12 protein-coding genes are annotated in these 15,784 nt (G+C 36.8%); 7 read left to right on the top strand and 5 right to left on the bottom strand.

From position 1 onward, the window contains the following. On the top strand, positions 1–548 hold a 548-nt coding region (locus tag V7659_RS10750; RefSeq protein WP_335540035.1), incomplete at its 5' end, for an MFS transporter. 46 nt (positions 549–594) lie between these two features. Here V7659_RS10750 and V7659_RS10745 read toward each other — a convergent pair. Further along, positions 595–1,110 carry a hypothetical protein gene (locus tag V7659_RS10745; protein ID WP_335540034.1) on the bottom strand — a complete coding sequence of 172 codons (516 nt, stop codon included), beginning with the start codon at positions 1,108–1,110 and terminating at the stop codon, positions 595–597. Between the two features lie 162 nt (positions 1,111–1,272). On the opposite strand from V7659_RS10745, the gene V7659_RS10740 reads away from it, so the two are divergent. Next, positions 1,273–2,367 (top strand): AbrB family transcriptional regulator, encoded by a 1,095-nt coding sequence (locus tag V7659_RS10740; protein ID WP_335540033.1) that lies wholly within the window; start codon positions 1,273–1,275, stop codon positions 2,365–2,367. A 63-nt stretch (positions 2,368–2,430) separates the two neighbouring features. Next, a complete protein-coding gene (locus tag V7659_RS10735) occupies positions 2,431–3,168 on the top strand; it encodes a metallophosphoesterase family protein (RefSeq protein WP_335540031.1) in 738 nt (245 codons plus the stop codon). A gap of 276 nt (positions 3,169–3,444) precedes the next feature. Here V7659_RS10735 and V7659_RS10730 read toward each other — a convergent pair whose 3' ends face one another. Next, the gene (locus tag V7659_RS10730; RefSeq protein ID WP_335540030.1) at positions 3,445–4,374 is read right to left on the bottom strand and encodes a helix-turn-helix domain-containing protein; all 930 of its coding nucleotides are present in this window, start codon (positions 4,372–4,374) and stop codon (positions 3,445–3,447) included. Between the two features lie 460 nt (positions 4,375–4,834). Here V7659_RS10730 and V7659_RS10725 point away from each other — a divergent pair, with 460 nt between their 5' ends. Then, positions 4,835–8,977: a S8 family serine peptidase gene (locus V7659_RS10725; protein ID WP_335540029.1), complete on the top strand. Its 4,143-nt coding sequence runs from the start codon at positions 4,835–4,837 to the stop codon at positions 8,975–8,977. A gap of 209 nt (positions 8,978–9,186) precedes the next feature. On the opposite strand, the gene V7659_RS10720 is transcribed toward V7659_RS10725, so the two are convergent. From V7659_RS10720 to V7659_RS10710, 3 genes are all read right to left on the bottom strand, one after another. Further along, positions 9,187–10,599 carry a PQQ-dependent sugar dehydrogenase gene (locus V7659_RS10720; protein ID WP_335540027.1) on the bottom strand — a complete coding sequence of 471 codons (1,413 nt, stop codon included), beginning with the start codon at positions 10,597–10,599 and terminating at the stop codon, positions 9,187–9,189. A gap of 165 nt (positions 10,600–10,764) precedes the next feature. Further along, positions 10,765–11,379 carry an RraA family protein gene (locus V7659_RS10715; protein WP_335540026.1) on the bottom strand — a complete coding sequence of 205 codons (615 nt, stop codon included), beginning with the start codon at positions 11,377–11,379 and terminating at the stop codon, positions 10,765–10,767. A 241-nt stretch (positions 11,380–11,620) separates the two neighbouring features. Further along, positions 11,621–12,148: an ECF transporter S component gene (locus V7659_RS10710; RefSeq protein WP_335540024.1), complete on the bottom strand. Its 528-nt coding sequence runs from the start codon at positions 12,146–12,148 to the stop codon at positions 11,621–11,623. A 169-nt stretch (positions 12,149–12,317) separates the two neighbouring features. On the opposite strand from V7659_RS10710, the gene V7659_RS10705 reads away from it, so the two are divergent. From V7659_RS10705 to V7659_RS10695, 3 genes are all read left to right on the top strand, one after another. Next, positions 12,318–13,553 (top strand): MFS transporter, encoded by a 1,236-nt coding sequence (locus V7659_RS10705; protein WP_335540022.1) that lies wholly within the window; start codon positions 12,318–12,320, stop codon positions 13,551–13,553. A 1,071-nt stretch (positions 13,554–14,624) separates the two neighbouring features. Beyond that, entirely contained in the window at positions 14,625–15,452 is an 828-nt protein-coding gene (locus V7659_RS10700; RefSeq protein ID WP_335540020.1) for an electron transfer flavoprotein subunit beta/FixA family protein, read from the top strand. Next, positions 15,453–15,784: electron transfer flavoprotein subunit alpha/FixB family protein (locus tag V7659_RS10695; RefSeq protein WP_420491721.1), on the top strand; the 332-nt coding region annotated here is incomplete at its 3' end.

Raw genomic sequence — 15,784 nt, 5'->3', positions numbered from 1 at the left:
TTATTGGTTCGTGGGCTGTCCCTTATGGGATGCATGTTTATGGCTTGTCCCGTTCAGATTCAAGTCAGCTGATTATGATCGGTCTTATCGGAGCTATTATTGGTGCCCCTTTAACCAGCTGGATTTCCAGCCGCTTAGACTCCATTAAACGACTCTACGTTGTTGTTCACTGCATTGTAGCTTTATCCTGGGTGTCATTTTTAATCATGAACGGAAAGCCGCCAATCCTGATGCTTACGATTATTTTCTTTATTATTGGGTATGGAAATGGGGCGAGTGCCTTAACCTTTGCGATTGTCAGAAAATCCTTTGATATCAAAGAGGTAGGAGTGGTTTCTGGTTTTGCCAATATGGGCGGATTTTTAAGTGCTGTTCTTTTACCAAGCATTTTCGGGAAAGTATTAGACCATTTCCATGCATCTCCAAGCAGTGTCGGCTACCATTATGGTTTTATGATCCCTGTTCTTTTCTCCCTTCTAGGATTATTCGGTGGATTAATTATCGTCGAACAACGTAAGAAAGTCGTTCACCAGACACAAGTAAATTAATGAAAAAACTAGGAAACAGAACGGTGAGTTTCCTAGTTTTTTTCATTCATTCGATTGTGTAATCCATGACCCATTCGGTGTTTGGCAGATAGTTAATCAGGAAATGGCGGCCTTCCACGTTGTTTTTGATCGGATATCGTGGATTTTGAGCAATGCTTAGTCGTTTGTTATTGATGATAACCGTAATCGTTCCATCTATTTGACCCCTGGATGTAGCTTTCTCATAAACAATTTTTGAAGGAATCCCTTCTATTTTCGCGTAATTCTTTTTAATGTAAGCAGGAGAATCCGCCCAAAATGAAGAAGCACTGTATAAGGCTGCGGCACCAATTCCAAGAATACCTAAACGATAGATCCAAACAACTGATGAGCCAATAAAGGGTAATTTTTGTATCCTGTTAAAGCATTTCCAGTCGTTATTTATTTTTAAACTATATAAAACAAAGGATAAACCAGCACCAGTTAACCCAATCGTGACAAACGGAAAAATATTCGTATAGATTCCTAGTGGGACGAATAAGAAGAAGGTAATACCGAGTCCTAATATAAGTGGTGCTTTCATATATTACTCTCCTTTTAAGAATATATTGGATAACTTTTCTCCTTTATTATGTGTAGACCCACTCTAAAATACTTAAGTTTAGATAAATTTTCCACATCATGTTAAAATTATGTCAAGGGTGTGAACAAGTAAACAATTTATTTAGACAGAAGGGTTTCTTTGATGAATTTTACTATTGACGATATAAAGGTTCGGTTCTGTATTACATTGGTAACCTCCTTTATCGGAGGGTTTTTGTTCTCCATCATCCATTCACCGATTCCTTGGCTGCTTGGACCAATGACCGCGGTTTTAATTGGCTCTAGGTTCGGAAAAGTTCAGTTTTACTGGCCAAAGATGATTCGAGATACCGGCTTAGTGATTGTCGGATATTCCATTGGTCTATCGTTCACTAAAGAAGCACTCCTTGAGATCGTAGCGAAACTGCCTTCCATGTTAGTGATGACGGTTTTGCTTGTTTGTTTTTGTGCTGGAATCGCTTTTGTGGTATCTAAATTGTCTGGGGTCGATTATCCGACCGTCCTGATTGGCAGTATTCCGGGTGGGCTTTCACAAATGATAATCTTTGCAGAAGAATTAAAAGGAATTAACATTACTACAGTAACGTTTCTTCAAGTTGCTCGATTGATTATGATTATTTTCTTTGTTCCCTTTCTTATCTTCGGACCATTTTTTAATAATACTTCCGACACAGTGTCTGACTTGGTTACTGGTGGTGTTGTCTCCGATGTACCTCTTTTTCCAAACCTTATTTGGTTTGGGTTGATTTGTGTGGTTTGTGCTTTACTTGCTAGAAAACATCACTTTCCTACCCCCTATTTATTAGGGCCAATAATAGGAACAGCGATCTTCAATTTAATTGGATCACATGGACCAGTGTTACCCCCATCCTTGTTGGATGCCTCCCAATTTTTTATTGGAGCTTATATTGGACTGCTATTAAAACCCGAGAAACTCGAACATAAAACAAAAATTATTTCGCTTGCACTTATAAGTGGGATGGTTATGATCCTTGTCTCCATTGGGTTAAGCATGCTGCTCGTTGCTTTTTATCATATTAACCATTCGACCAGTTTTTTAGCCTTAGCTCCCGGTGGTATGGATCAGATGGGAATTCTCGCTCATGCCATCCATGCTGATTTATCCATGGTCACCGGCTATCAAATCTTTCGCCTCCTTTTTATTTACTTTGTGGTTCCTCCAATTCTTAGATGGATCTTTAAAGTCGGAATGGGAAAGACCGTAAACACTCCTTAGATTCATGGTTTGTATTTTATTTGATACAAGTAGTTAAACTATATGAAAAACGGAGATTTGATCATGGAACATAAAATAGCCATTATAACTGATATTCACGGGAATTTTTCAGCCTTAAAGGCTGTTTTGGATGATATTGATAAGGACAAAACAACCGAGCATATTTATTGTTTAGGTGATTTGATCGGCATAGGGTATGAAACGAACAAGGTTCTTCAGCTGTTAACCTCACGTGCTGATATTTCTTTTGTCATGGGCAATCATGATGAAGCGATTCTTGATATTATTGCTGGTAGAGAACCCTATAGCAGAGGTAAAGAGAAAGTCCATCATCAATGGATTGCAGCACACATTGACCGGAAGTTTATTCCGTTTTTAGATGAGATTCCTGTGACTCTAGATGCGGTTTACAATGATAAGAGATTGTTTTTTGTTCATTACCATTTAAGTGACCAGCATGTGTTTATCCCATTAGATAAAGAACCCACCGAATCGAAGCTTGATGAACATTACCGTACATCTACCGCTGATATCGTTTGTTTTGGACACCATCACGTCATCCACCACTTTAAATCAAATGGGCGACTTTATCTCAATCCTAGCTCCTTAGGCTGCAACTACCAGCCATTAGCACCCTATGCCGTGCTGACAATCGGTGATCAAGGAGATATGTCCGTTGCTTTTAGAGAAGTGCCTTATGACAATAAGGAGTTTTTGTTGGGTTTTAAAAGACTGAATGTCCCTGATGGAGATTATATATTGAAGGGCTTTTTTGGAGATCAGCATTTGAAGTTTATGTAAAAAAGGTAAAATGAGCTTCGGCCTAGTGCCGAAGCTCATTACTTTCCAAAGACCTGTCTTGTTCTCATTAATTAAAAATCTTTTTGGTTTGAAATTTGGCATAGGTCTAAAGACTAAAGGAAAATAGGAGGATTTACTTTCCCTGCATATCTCTTAAAATACATAGAAGGAGGTTGAGAACCAATGTTAAAAAGAGTAATCATCCTTTTGGTGCTCTCATCAATATTATTAGCTTTAGTATTAGTAAGAGATCATACTTCAGCTCCTGTAAATAATTCAGTATCTAAGAATCAAAGTTCCACTAAATACACTACAGTAGAATACAAGATTACCAAAATTAAAGGGAATCAATATTACGGAAAAAGTGATGACGGAACAGACATAATTTTTTCTTCTAAAATATTCAAAAGCTAAGTTGTGTAATACCTTTGCCTTTCGATCAGGTGAATGACAAAGTTCACAGCTTTTGATTAAGCTTTCAAACTTCTGAATGGTCTCATTAAAATCTCCATCATCTTTTACTTGAATTGCCATAAGCATTTCTGCATCAATCACTCTAAGATAATTATTAATTTCTTTAAAAAATTGACGCGATTTATCTGCAAAAAAATAAGCCATTACTGGTGATTCATTTAGATGATAGGCAACTGCTAAATGATAGGTATATTCCTTGTTAATGTAATCTGTATCATTTATTGATTTTAATGCTTGAATTGCCTTAAGGTTTTCATGTTTCGCTAAATAGTAAACTCCTAAAACGTGTTTAAACAGATTAGCTTCGTAGGATGATAATTTTTGTTCTTTCTTTTGGATTTCAACAATAATGTCTGATGCTTCCTCGGTCAAATTATGCATCAGTAAATACCTAACCCGAAGTAATTTGTAAAGATTGATATAATCAGAGATTTGAATTAAATCTTCTTGCTCAAGTTCTTGATTTATAAGATCCATTTCTTCAAATAATTGCATGACAATAACATCATGCCAATGGTGTAAACGCTTTTTAATATTTTTAAGTTTTATTATTTCAGTTTCGATATTAATTTCTAGTCGCTCGGATAAAAGAGTGACAATTTCAGGTGCATATTCGGTATGTAAACGTTCAATTTTACTAATATGTGTTCCAGAACAAATTCCTTTTCCTAATTGCTCTTGAGTCATTTGGATTTTTTCGCGATAAAACTTAATGATTTTCCCCTCATACATATTAAATTTCTCCTTTTAGAAAAATTATATTTTGGTATTTTTGAGTGGTAGGAAAACCAAGATTCCCCCAAGTACAAAAGTGATTTTTTTAATATAGTTTCAAAATTGTTATTTTCTAGAAATCTTACTTTTGAGCTTTTTGCAAAAAAACGTTCAATTCTTCAAAGTTTGACAATATTCTACAAGGATTTCGTCAAATCGTATAGTCGAATGAGGAAAACTCGTAGAACAATTCCCCCAATTTACCGACGTTATAAGCTCAAGTACAATAGGAATTAATAGAGTTGTCTAATTATTCATACTCTTATTTTACACTATCTTTCTTTAGGGAGGAAAGCGATGCTCATAGGAATATGTAACCATTTTCAATTAAGGGATACCTGCTGGAATTATTATTTTTAGAAAATAATAGGTTTAAAATTTAAAGCTTAAATTAAATCAGTAGAAGGAGCGTCGATTTATGAAAATTCGAAAGAAACGATTTCTAAATGTGATGGTAACAGGGGTAATAGCTTCTAGTTTACTTACAACTTATTTAATGCCTCAGCATAAAACCTATGCTATATCAAATTCTGCAGAATCGATTTTAAAAGGACTAACTGAAGAACAAAGACAGTCTATTAAACGATTAACCCCACAAGAAGGATTCATCATTGATCCAAGTTTATTGTCACTTAAGGATAAAACCGCAAATGTCATTGTTGAGTTCAAAACAGTTCCAGTCGAAAATGCCCAGCAATCAAAAACAAAAGGTACAATTAAAAATAAAGCAGAAAAGATAAAAGGGGAACAAGAACATTTTAAACAACGATTAACTGAAATTTTTAAGAAGAAGGAGGAGTTAAACCAAAATAAAAAAGAAAAGTCAATTAAATATCACATTAAACAAACTTACCAGAATGTATTTAATGGAATGGCTATGACGATTCCTACAAATGAAATAAATACCTTGCTTGAGACTGGTGTAGTTAAAAGGATTTGGAAAGACAATGTCGTTAGTTTACCGATAAATGAATCGACGACAACTCAAGAACCAACAACTGGAAAAGTAATTCCACCAGCGCTTCCTCATATAGGAGTTGATCGTTTACATAATGAGGGTTTAAAAGGACAAGGAATAAAAGTTGGAGTACTTGATACAGGGATTGACTATAATCACCCTGATTTAAAAGATGTTTATAAAGGCGGATATGATTTAGTCGATAACGACTCTGATCCAATGGAAACAACAAGAGCGAATTGGCTTGCATCTGGACAGCCTGAAACGATAGATGGTAGTTCATACTATACAGAACATGGGACTCATGTTGCTGGGACCATCGCATCTAACCCGAAAAATGATGTTGAATATGCAATGACAGGTGTAGCCCCGGATGTTGACTTGTACGCATATCGAGTATTAGGAGAATATGGATCAGGATATGATTCATCCGTTATTGCAGGTATAGAAAGAGCTGTAGAAGATGGAATGGATGTTATTAATCTATCATTAGGTAATAGTAATAATCATTCCTTAGACGCTACCTCTGTAGCCATCAACAATGCAGCTTTAAAAGGGGTCATACCAGTTATAGCCGGAGGAAATGCAGGGCCAAATCCTAGTACGTTAGGTTCACCAGGTGCTTCTCCACTAGCAATCACGGTTGGGGCTAGTGATGTGCCGACTGATATTCCGACTGTAAAATCAAGTTTAGGAGATATTTCCGTTCAAAATACATTAATGGGATATGGATTCGGTAAGGATTATTTGAAAGTAATGGACAAAGAGTTTGAAATTGTTGAAGTAGGAATTGGTACGGAAGACGATTTTACTGATAAAGACGTTAATGGGAAAGTGGCATTGATTTCACGGGGCACGATCTCATTTGATGAAAAAATTCGACGTGCTCACGAAAAAGGTGCTGTAGCAGTTTTACTATACAATAATGAAGATGGAGAAATTCCATATTTCTTAGGTGAAAATTATGGTTATGTCCCAACATTTAAAATGTTACACACCGACGGAGTTAAACTTTCAGATAAATTAAAAGCAGATCCTACAGCTAAGCTTAAATTAACAGACTTACAGTCAAATATGTCTACAGGTGATGTGCTAGCAGATTTTAGTTCACGTGGACCAGTAAATAATAACTTTGATATTAAGCCAGATGTAGTAGCACCTGGAGTCTCTACATTCTCTACTGTTCCAGAATATATTAATAGTCCAGAAGATGGTGTCGATTATTCTAGTGGTTATGCTAGTTTAAGTGGAACCTCCATGGCAACACCACATGTTGCTGGAGTTGCAGCCTTATTATTACAATCCCATCCAGATTATACAGTTGCAGATGTAAAGGCAGCGCTAATGAATACTGCTGATCCATTAAAAGGTCGTACGTACAATGTGAATGAAGTTGGTGCAGGCCGTGTAGATGCTTATGAGGCAGTCCATAATACAACGTTAGTGGAAGTACAAAATAAGACGACTACCTTAGATGAAGAAGGTTTAAAAATAGAAATCGATGACATCTCAGGATCTCTACCTTTTGGAAGTATTGCACAATCAAGTGAGACTCAGAATAGAACAACGTCGATTTCTTTTAAAAATTTAAGTAGTGAACTAGAAACATATCATACTAGAGTTGAATTTTTAACAATCGATGGTGTCTCAAAGGATGCTACAAAGAGTGGTGTGACGCTTCAATTACCATCGACGATTGAAGTGAATGGAAATGAGAGTAAAAATATTAATGCAGAAATGTCAATTCCAGCCGATGCAGAATTTGGTATTTATGAGGGATACATTTATATTGAAAATGAATCGCAAACGGCAGAATATCAAATTCCTTTTCATGTTCGTTATTCTAAACCTGGATTCGAAAAAGTAGAATTTTATAAACATGCAATTACAAATGACCTAAGTAACTTTCATCCGTATATTGAGCCGTTTACACCAGTCAGTTTCAAGTTAAATAGTCATATGAAAACGATTGATGTAGTGGTTAGCGATATAGATGGAAAACCAATTGGGTTCTATGGCACATTTAATTTAGAAAATGCTGCAGTTGATACGGAATACTTAATATTTTACGGATTTTCCGGTGAAGTAAAACATTTTACAGGTGATCCAAATAAACCTTTATCACTTGAATATGAACCACTTAAAGAAGGGAAATACATTGTTTCTTATATTGGTACAGGGGTAGATGGTAAAACATATAAAATCGATAATGACATGGTGATCGATAATACCGCTCCAACCCTGGAATTTGATAAGAAAACAGGAATCAAAGAGCTCACTAGTTCAGATTTAACAACTGAAAATTATGACGGACAAGATTATACAGCCTATTGGGTACATGGAAAATTGTATGATGATACGATTGACTATTTAAAAAGTAGAGGACATGACATCACTCAAGAGGCAAATACCGCGTTCGCCTATCAAGATTCGTATTGGCCAACAGCTGAATTTTTCCCAAATGCAAAAGGTGAATTTAAATTTGGTGTCTTACCAGAAGAATACGCAAACTATCCAACAAATGTAAGAATCTATACCTATGATTACGCTACAGCAGGAAATCCGATTTTCCCAGAATTTACTTTTATAAATAAAGGTGATAAATATTCCACAATAAAACCAAATACAAAAGCTGTTAGTCTCGGAACGGAGTTTGTAAATACATTTACTGTACAAAACGCTAAAGATTTAGCAAGTGCTTCTGTAACAATCGATGTCCCTAATTTCTATAAAGTTGTAGACGTTAAGCCATCAAAACAGTTAGAGGAACTTGCTAAGAAAAATAATTGGACTATTAATGTCGCAAAGCCACAAATTACAGAAAGCACGTGGTCTAATATTTCAGCATTTGCTTTAGATATTTCAGACAAAAAGACAAAACTACCTGTTTCAATTAATGAAGATATTGATTTATTGGATATCACATTAAAAGTAGTAGATGACCATAATTACATGGTAGAAAGTACATTCTATTATCAAGAATCTTCTTATCAAACAAGCTCTGGTAGTAAGTATTCTTTACCAACATTTGCTGAAAAGTTTAAATTCATTTCACAGCACTCATGGGTAGAAGGTTACTATCATGGTGAAGCAGTTAATTTAGACAACTATAATTTAGATTATTCAAAGATTGGGACAAAAGCTTATCTAGTTGATAAAAATGGTAAAAGGTACTCTGCTGATATTTCAGAAAATGGTTATATGACAATAACGGATATTCCTGCAACGAAGGATGACTATACGTTAATAGTGGATATTCCGGGACATTTCCTATACAGTAAAAAATTAACTTTAAGCAGGACCATTGATGGAAAAGTCCAAGGTAATTTCTATACTATATATACGGATACGGCTGCTGCTGGAGATGTAAACGGAGACCATGTAATCGACATTTATGACGCAAAGCTTGTTGCTAATAATGCTGGAACTTCCGGGGAGAGATTGAAGGAAGATCTTAACAAAGATGGAGTCGTTGACATGATTGACTTTAATTATGTCGAAAAGAACTTCATGTCCATCAATCCATACTTCCCTACATCCAATAAACCTGTTGAAAAAACTAAAAGTTTAACATTAGAAGAATTGAAAAAAAGTTTTAATTAAAAGGCAGTAAATTATAAAACAATCGAAGTGAAATTTCTCTCTAGTCGCTTGCACAACGACAAAAAAAGCCCAACAAACTAAGGGATATTCCCTCAATTGGTTTACCTTTTTGGTTCAGACGGCCTTTTAATGAGGTTTAACTTTATCAAACGAGGGAGCGTAATTGCTCTCTTGTTTTTTTTCTATTTAGATTCTATTAAATCCAAAAATCATGGAATTATCTCAAAAACAGTACCTTGGTTAAAATCAGTTACTTTCATAGAGCCAAAGACCCCTAAATATAGTTTGGTTTGATTCAGATTCGTTCCCAAACTAACATAATAAGCGGATTGAGATCCAAAATTATAATCGGTTTCAATCACACTATTATCATTTGGTTTACCATCTGTTCTTACCTTGGAATACGCCAAAACCCCTCTAACCGGAGATTGCGATTTTTCTTTCCGGGCAAGATCAGTAAACACAACACTACCCGCTAAATCGGGGATTCCATTCCCCATATAGGGCTGGACTCCTGTAAGAGCCGTTCCTCCAAACTTATCGGGCCTTTCATCTTTATGAAAATAATTAGTTAGAGGCAAAAGACGCTTCACTGAAGTGTTTATTGCTTCATTGAAATAAGCAATTGTTTTCTCATCCAAATTCGGATTTCCAGAGCAGCCCCTTATAATAGAAGTAGGAAAAGCACCTTCCCACCCACGCCAGCCGAAGTTAATAAATCCTTCTTGGTCGGGTTCGGTGTTTCTTAAAGAGGCTTGAACAAGTTGAGTAACCGGTATGGGATTATAATGAGTGAATGAAAAAATCGACTCTACCAGATCCTGTCCGACATTTCCCACATATTTAATATACTGATTATAAAACCTTTGAAATGAAATGCCTGGTATATTGCGGACCCCTTTGGCCATGACCGTGAGTGTTTCCTGAATAGGTGCAGGAAGTTCATTAAAACGTGTGACTACAGGTGGATTATTGATAAATGTATTCTTAGCTACGTCAATTTCAATTATTTTACCGGCTATTTCCATATTATCCTGGCTTAGATTAAATGGATCATAGCCTGATCCGCCATCTCCGGTTGTTAAAACAAGTTTTCCTGTTTCAGGTGAAAAGTTTAAGCTATTGATACCATTATGATTCAAAAAGGGTCTTCTTAAGTTAAGTAGTGTCCGTCGTTTTTGAGGTTGACCATTCGATTGTAAAATCCATTCTTCAACAGTATCAATATGCTCATATTGTGTTTCTCTATTGATCCACTTTAGGTTTAACGTTTTGGGATCACAAGGGTTTGGATTAAAACCTTCAGGAAGAGCACCTGGGCCCTGTGTCCCAGCTACTGAGTAATGTAGATAAAACAGACCGTTATAATAAAATTCAGGATGAAACGCCAGCCCCAGCAATCCCCGTTCATCATAACCACCAGAAGGACCAAGTTTAATGATTCGCGTGCGAATATCTAAAAAAGTCCTTATTACTCCGTTTCCTATGTAAAAGATTTCTCCTACCTGGGTTGCAATAAACAATCTTTCAATGGAATCACCCGGAAGTATAGCTGTCTTCAAAACAGTGGGTAAATTTATTTTACTAACAATGGGCTGTAAACGAACCTTAACTTTTTTCACCTAACTTTACACCCCTTCTAATTATTTCTTTTATAAGAATATGATTAGAACGGTTTTATTAGTACAGTACCAAATTAGGGTTGGTGAATCTGATAAAAGGCATTCAAAGATAAACCAAAAAGGGGAAACGTTACGATCTCGTTTCCCTCCTTTTTGGTCATCTATTTATTTCAACATACTATCCAAATACCGGATAACTTCATCGGGTTTTCCGGAAACTTTCTCATCCCGTTCTTGATCTTTAACAAGTTTTTCTTTTGCTTTCCTTAATACTTCTTCCTCGATCGCTTTCGGAACGACTACAACCCCATCAGCATCCGCTACAATGATGTCTCCAGGACTTACTGAGGTGCCACCGCAAGAAATCGGTACATTAACTTCGCCCCAACCACCCTTAGCGCTTGATGCAACAGTGGTCCCTTTGCAGAAAACTGGAAAATTAAGCTTTTTTACACCAAGGATGTCACGAATAACCCCATCGGTTACGACCCCTGCAATACCTAATGTTTGTGCAAGTCCAAGGATAAAATCCCCTGCAATGGTCCGATAAGTATCACCTTTGGCATCGACAACGAGAACATCTCCTGGTTTGGCTTCACGAATAGCTCTTAACACGCATTGATTATCACCAACTGGCATTTTAACCGTATAGGCACGACCTGCTATTCTGTATTCCTCTTTTAATGGTTTAATTAATGGATCCATATTATTTAGTCCTTGCATCGTGTCAGAAATGCACGTGGTTGGAATCTGTTGAAATGCTGAAACAATCTCACTCATTGAGTTGCCCTCCTTTAAGATAGTATAAGAAGGTAATTCTATGCTACAAAATAGATGATGATGACCGAAATTCCGTAAGTCAAAAATAAAAAAGGTCATCATTAGCCTGATAATGACCAAACTACTGAAAGAAAGCAGAAGAAAAGGTCGTCATCTAACTGATGACGACCTTTTCTCTGAACAATCTCATAAAACTTGTTGCTAATGATTTTATAATAAACTCTGATTTCTATTTTGTTATCTACAAGGCTCTTTTCTTTAAACGTTCTGCAAGAGGTACTACAATGATACCCGCTATTACGACCTGCATTATGTTTCCAGGAATGGAGCCAAATGGCTGTATCCAGTTACCATAAAGGATCACTTCTGCAAAATAATAGCCAACAACTTTTATTATTAATGCAGTGGCAATTGCCAAACTGTTAACAAAGATTTTATTGCCAGGTACTTTTTCGGAAATAAGTCCGACGATGAAGCCCATTGCACCTACGATGATAAAAGTAAACGGTGACCATATTGCCCAGCCGGAAATAAGATCGAAGAAGCCCATTCCGAAGGCGCCTGCTATGGCTCCTGTTTTCTTGCCGTATACCAAGGCTGCTATAAAAAGAGGTACGTTACCCAGATGGATTAGCCCTCCATTACCCATTATTGGGAGCTTTATGTTAATGAACATCGTAGCTAAGAGAGTTAAAGCGATGAAAAGTGCATTGATGACAATAGCTTTTGTCTTAGATGTAGTTTTTGTTGATGAGAATGTTGATTCCATATGTTGTTTACCCCTTCTTTTTTTAAAAATAATATCATACAAATAATATTTAATAAATGGAATTTTGAAACATTTATTAAGTTGATTTCCCACATCATTTAAAAACTGGTTTCTACCGTTACAGAAAATCCATATATATAGGAGTAAAAGTAATTAGGAGTAGAAATCATTGGACAAACAAAATAGCAGATTTAGATGGATTGTATTTGCTTCTGTCATGTTTACTTATTTATTGATGGCGAGCCAACGAACCGCACCAGGGTTGATTACAGAAGAAGTGATGAGGGATTTTAATGTAACAGCTACAACGATTGGCTTACTGACAAGTATACAATTTTTTGTATACACAGGATTGCAAATCCCAATGGGTATTTTGGCTGATCGATTTGGACCTAATTTTTTTCTCATGATAGGTGCCATACTTACCGGCATAGGTACAATCATTTATAGTCTTGGTACCCATGAAATTGTCCTGTTTTTGGCTAGAATACTGACTGGGACGGGGGATTCGACCATCTGGGTCAATCTGGTGTTAATATTGGGCCAATGGTTTAAAGTAAAGGAATTTGTTCGATTAATTGGTCTTGCGGGAATGACGGGAAGCCTTGGGTTCCTTTTTGCAACAGTCCCTTTCTCCTTATTAATTAACCTACTTGGTTGGAGGNNGTGTGGAATCCTTCTTTATTTTGTTCTCATAAAAAAACCAAAACAAATCTTTCTTACCAAATCGGCCGCTGTTAAAGAGGAGATACCACGTGAAAAAACGTTTGCGCTATTACGAAGAATATTTTCGAATCGTCAGGCGTGGGCTTTATTTTTTTGTCACTTTGGGGTTGTAGGTGCTTATGTAGGATTTGTCGGTTCGTGGGCAGTGCCTTTTGGGATGGATGTCTATGGAATGACTCGTTCAGATGCGAGTCAACTCATTATGATTGGTCTTATTGGAGCGCTTATTGGTGCTCCTCTAACTAGTTGGATTTCAAGTCGATTAGAAACAATTAAACGACCTTATGTTATTGTTCATATCATGATTTTATTGAGTTGGTCCTTCTTTCTTTTATTTAATGGGAACCCACCCTTATCCATGCTCGTTATGCTTTTCTTTATCATTGGCTTTGGTTACGGGGCAAGTGCCTTAACTTTTGCTGTCGTTCGTCAATCTTTTCCTATAATAGAATCTGGCATTGTATCGGGGTTTGCGAATACGGGTGGATTTCTAAGTGCGGTATTGCTGCCAAGCATTTTTGGATATGTGTTGGATCATTTTCAAACAGCTTCAGGTAGTGTAGGTAATGGGTATTACTACGGTTTCATCACTCCAGTTATTTTCTCCATGATTGGCTTGCTGGGTGTGATTTGTATTAAGGAAAAGCGCCAGGTGAAAAACATGGCTCAAAATTTATAAGAGTCGTGTTATTTATTCTTTATTTAGCTAACAAACAAGAGTCCAACTCAAACAAATGACAAACCTATATGGGCAATGGTGGACACTAAACCCCATAACCGCACTGTGATTCCTTAAAAAGGGTTCCGTTTTCGGGTGCTTTCTTGATTAATAGACACAAGAATTGACGTATGAATTGGCATACGTCTTTTTCTTTATTTATCAAGGTTTCTACGAAATCTGATTAACTTTGACATAGCAATTGACATCATTATAATGATGGACAATAAGTATTGTACAATTAAAAAAGTGGGTCAAAACATCTGTCATTTGCAGTGCATTTTTGATTACCAATTTTATTAATTTTTATAAGCTGGTCGATATAAAGCTGCTGATTCCCGCATCTAGGATCAAGAGGGTCCGCACTTTTCGGTTGAGGGATCAGGTTAATCACCCCAGCTAATAAATAGACGGAGAAATTCCGCTTAATTCGTATTTTTTATTAAAAAAAGCTTAAATAGACGGAGAAATTCCGACTATTGTCTCAAAAAATCCCAAAATGGAGGATTTTGCTTTGCATAATCGGAAATACTCCCCTTATTTACCCCGAAACGAGCTCCATTCTGTATTTAACCGGAAAATCTCCGCTTATATTACTTTTGCTGATTACTCGATTAAGGACAAGACATCTTATTTAAAAAGGAGTGAGTTTTATCTCAAAAATCCAAGAGAACCTCATTTTGATGCAATACGATGAGGTTTTATATATAACTAAGGCTTTTGTATTCCTAATAAGGAAAATCGCCAATTAACGATGCCAATAAGGCTGTCATTTCGGCAAGTAATTTAAGAAAAATACCTCAAAACGGAATCCTTTAGTTTCCTCACTTGTGCGGTTTTTTTCTTAAGTTTGACTTTTTATTTGCAACTTTTACATAGATATTATTCAGAAAATTCGAATGTATGGACATCTCTAATAATAAAGTAAATGTAAACGGAATAAAAAGGCTTTTTAGCCGGAAAACAGCCGGCAAGCTTCAAATTACTGTAACTAAAGGGCCATGGGTCCTTTTAATAAAAGGGAGGGATTAAATGCTGCACATTGTAGCCTGTATTAAGCAAGTGCCTGACACCAAAATTATCAAGATGAATCCAAAGACAAACACGATGGACCGCAGGACGGCACCCGCGATTTTGAACCCGTATGATGCTCATGCTGTTGAAGAGGCTGTTCGTCTAAAGAATAGGTATGGAGGAATCGTATCTGTTGTAACAATGGGGCCGCCTCCAGCGGTTACCGCAATTAAAAAGTGTATTGAAATTGGCGCAGATGAAGGTTATTTGATCACAGACCGCCGGTTTGCAGGTGCAGATACATTGGCAACGAGCTATGCCGTGACAAAGGCGATTGAAAAAATTGCCAAAACGAATCCCGTTGATTTGATTATTTGCGGAAAAATGTCCATCGATGGAGATACCGGGCAAGTCGGACCTGGAATAGCAAGAAGGCTCGATATTCCACCCCTTACGTCTGTGAATAAAGTAGAGGAAATCAATCAAGAGGAAGGATATGCCATTGTTCATCGCAAGTTTGAGGAAGGTTATGAAGTCGTAAAGTCCACATTACCGTGTCTGTTTTCCGTTGAAAAGACAATCAATGAAGTACCGTATTCTCCGTTTCCAAACATGATAAAGGCTGCAAGATATAAACCCCATATCTGGTCTGTTGATGACTTGGAAGGGGTGGACATTAAGCAGCTTGGTTTGAAGGGATCCCCAACGATCGTATCTAAAGTATGGGCTCCGCAAAAACCGGCAGGGGGAACATTCCTTGATGGCAGCCCATCTGCACAAGTTGAGCAATTGCTATCTGTCCTGCTTGAAAAGAAAGAACTGTTTGAAACAAAGGAGGGAGTGTAATTGGATTTCAAAGATTACAAAGGTGTTTGGGTATTCATTGAACAAAAGGATGGTGTAGTTGCTTCTGTATCACTTGAATTATTGGGAGCAGGAAGAAAGTTGGCAGACAAACGGGGAGTGGAATTGGCCGGTATTCTAATCGGAGAAAATGTTAAACAATTAACAAAGACTGTTTTTGAATATGGAGCAGATACCGTGTACGTATATGATCAACCCATCTTTAAACATTACCGAACTGAAACCTACATGAAGGCGCTGCTGGAGTGCGCTGATAAATATAAACCAGAAATTATCCTCTACGGGGCCACCTCAACAGGAAAAGACCTGGCAAG

The sequence above is a fragment of the Neobacillus drentensis genome (assembly GCF_036966985.1).
Classification (GTDB): Bacteria; Bacillota; Bacilli; order Bacillales; family Cytobacillaceae; genus Neobacillus; species Neobacillus drentensis_E.
The sequence above is the reverse complement of the archived record's forward strand: the minus strand, read 5'-3'. Positions and strand labels throughout refer to the sequence as shown.

Coding starts and splice junctions, on each gene's coding strand:
- V7659_RS10730 (WP_335540030.1), bottom strand. CDS start 4,374: ATGTATGAGGGGAAAATCATTAAGTTTTATCGCGAAAAAATCCAAATG.
- V7659_RS10740 (WP_335540033.1), top strand. CDS start 1,273: ATGAATTTTACTATTGACGATATAAAGGTTCGGTTCTGTATTACATTG.
- V7659_RS10745 (WP_335540034.1), bottom strand. CDS start 1,110: ATGAAAGCACCACTTATATTAGGACTCGGTATTACCTTCTTCTTATTC.
- V7659_RS10735 (WP_335540031.1), top strand. CDS start 2,431: ATGGAACATAAAATAGCCATTATAACTGATATTCACGGGAATTTTTCA.
- V7659_RS10715 (WP_335540026.1), bottom strand. CDS start 11,379: ATGAGTGAGATTGTTTCAGCATTTCAACAGATTCCAACCACGTGCATT.
- V7659_RS10725 (WP_335540029.1), top strand. CDS start 4,835: ATGAAAATTCGAAAGAAACGATTTCTAAATGTGATGGTAACAGGGGTA.
- V7659_RS10700 (WP_335540020.1), top strand. CDS start 14,625: ATGCTGCACATTGTAGCCTGTATTAAGCAAGTGCCTGACACCAAAATT.
- V7659_RS10710 (WP_335540024.1), bottom strand. CDS start 12,148: ATGGAATCAACATTCTCATCAACAAAAACTACATCTAAGACAAAAGCT.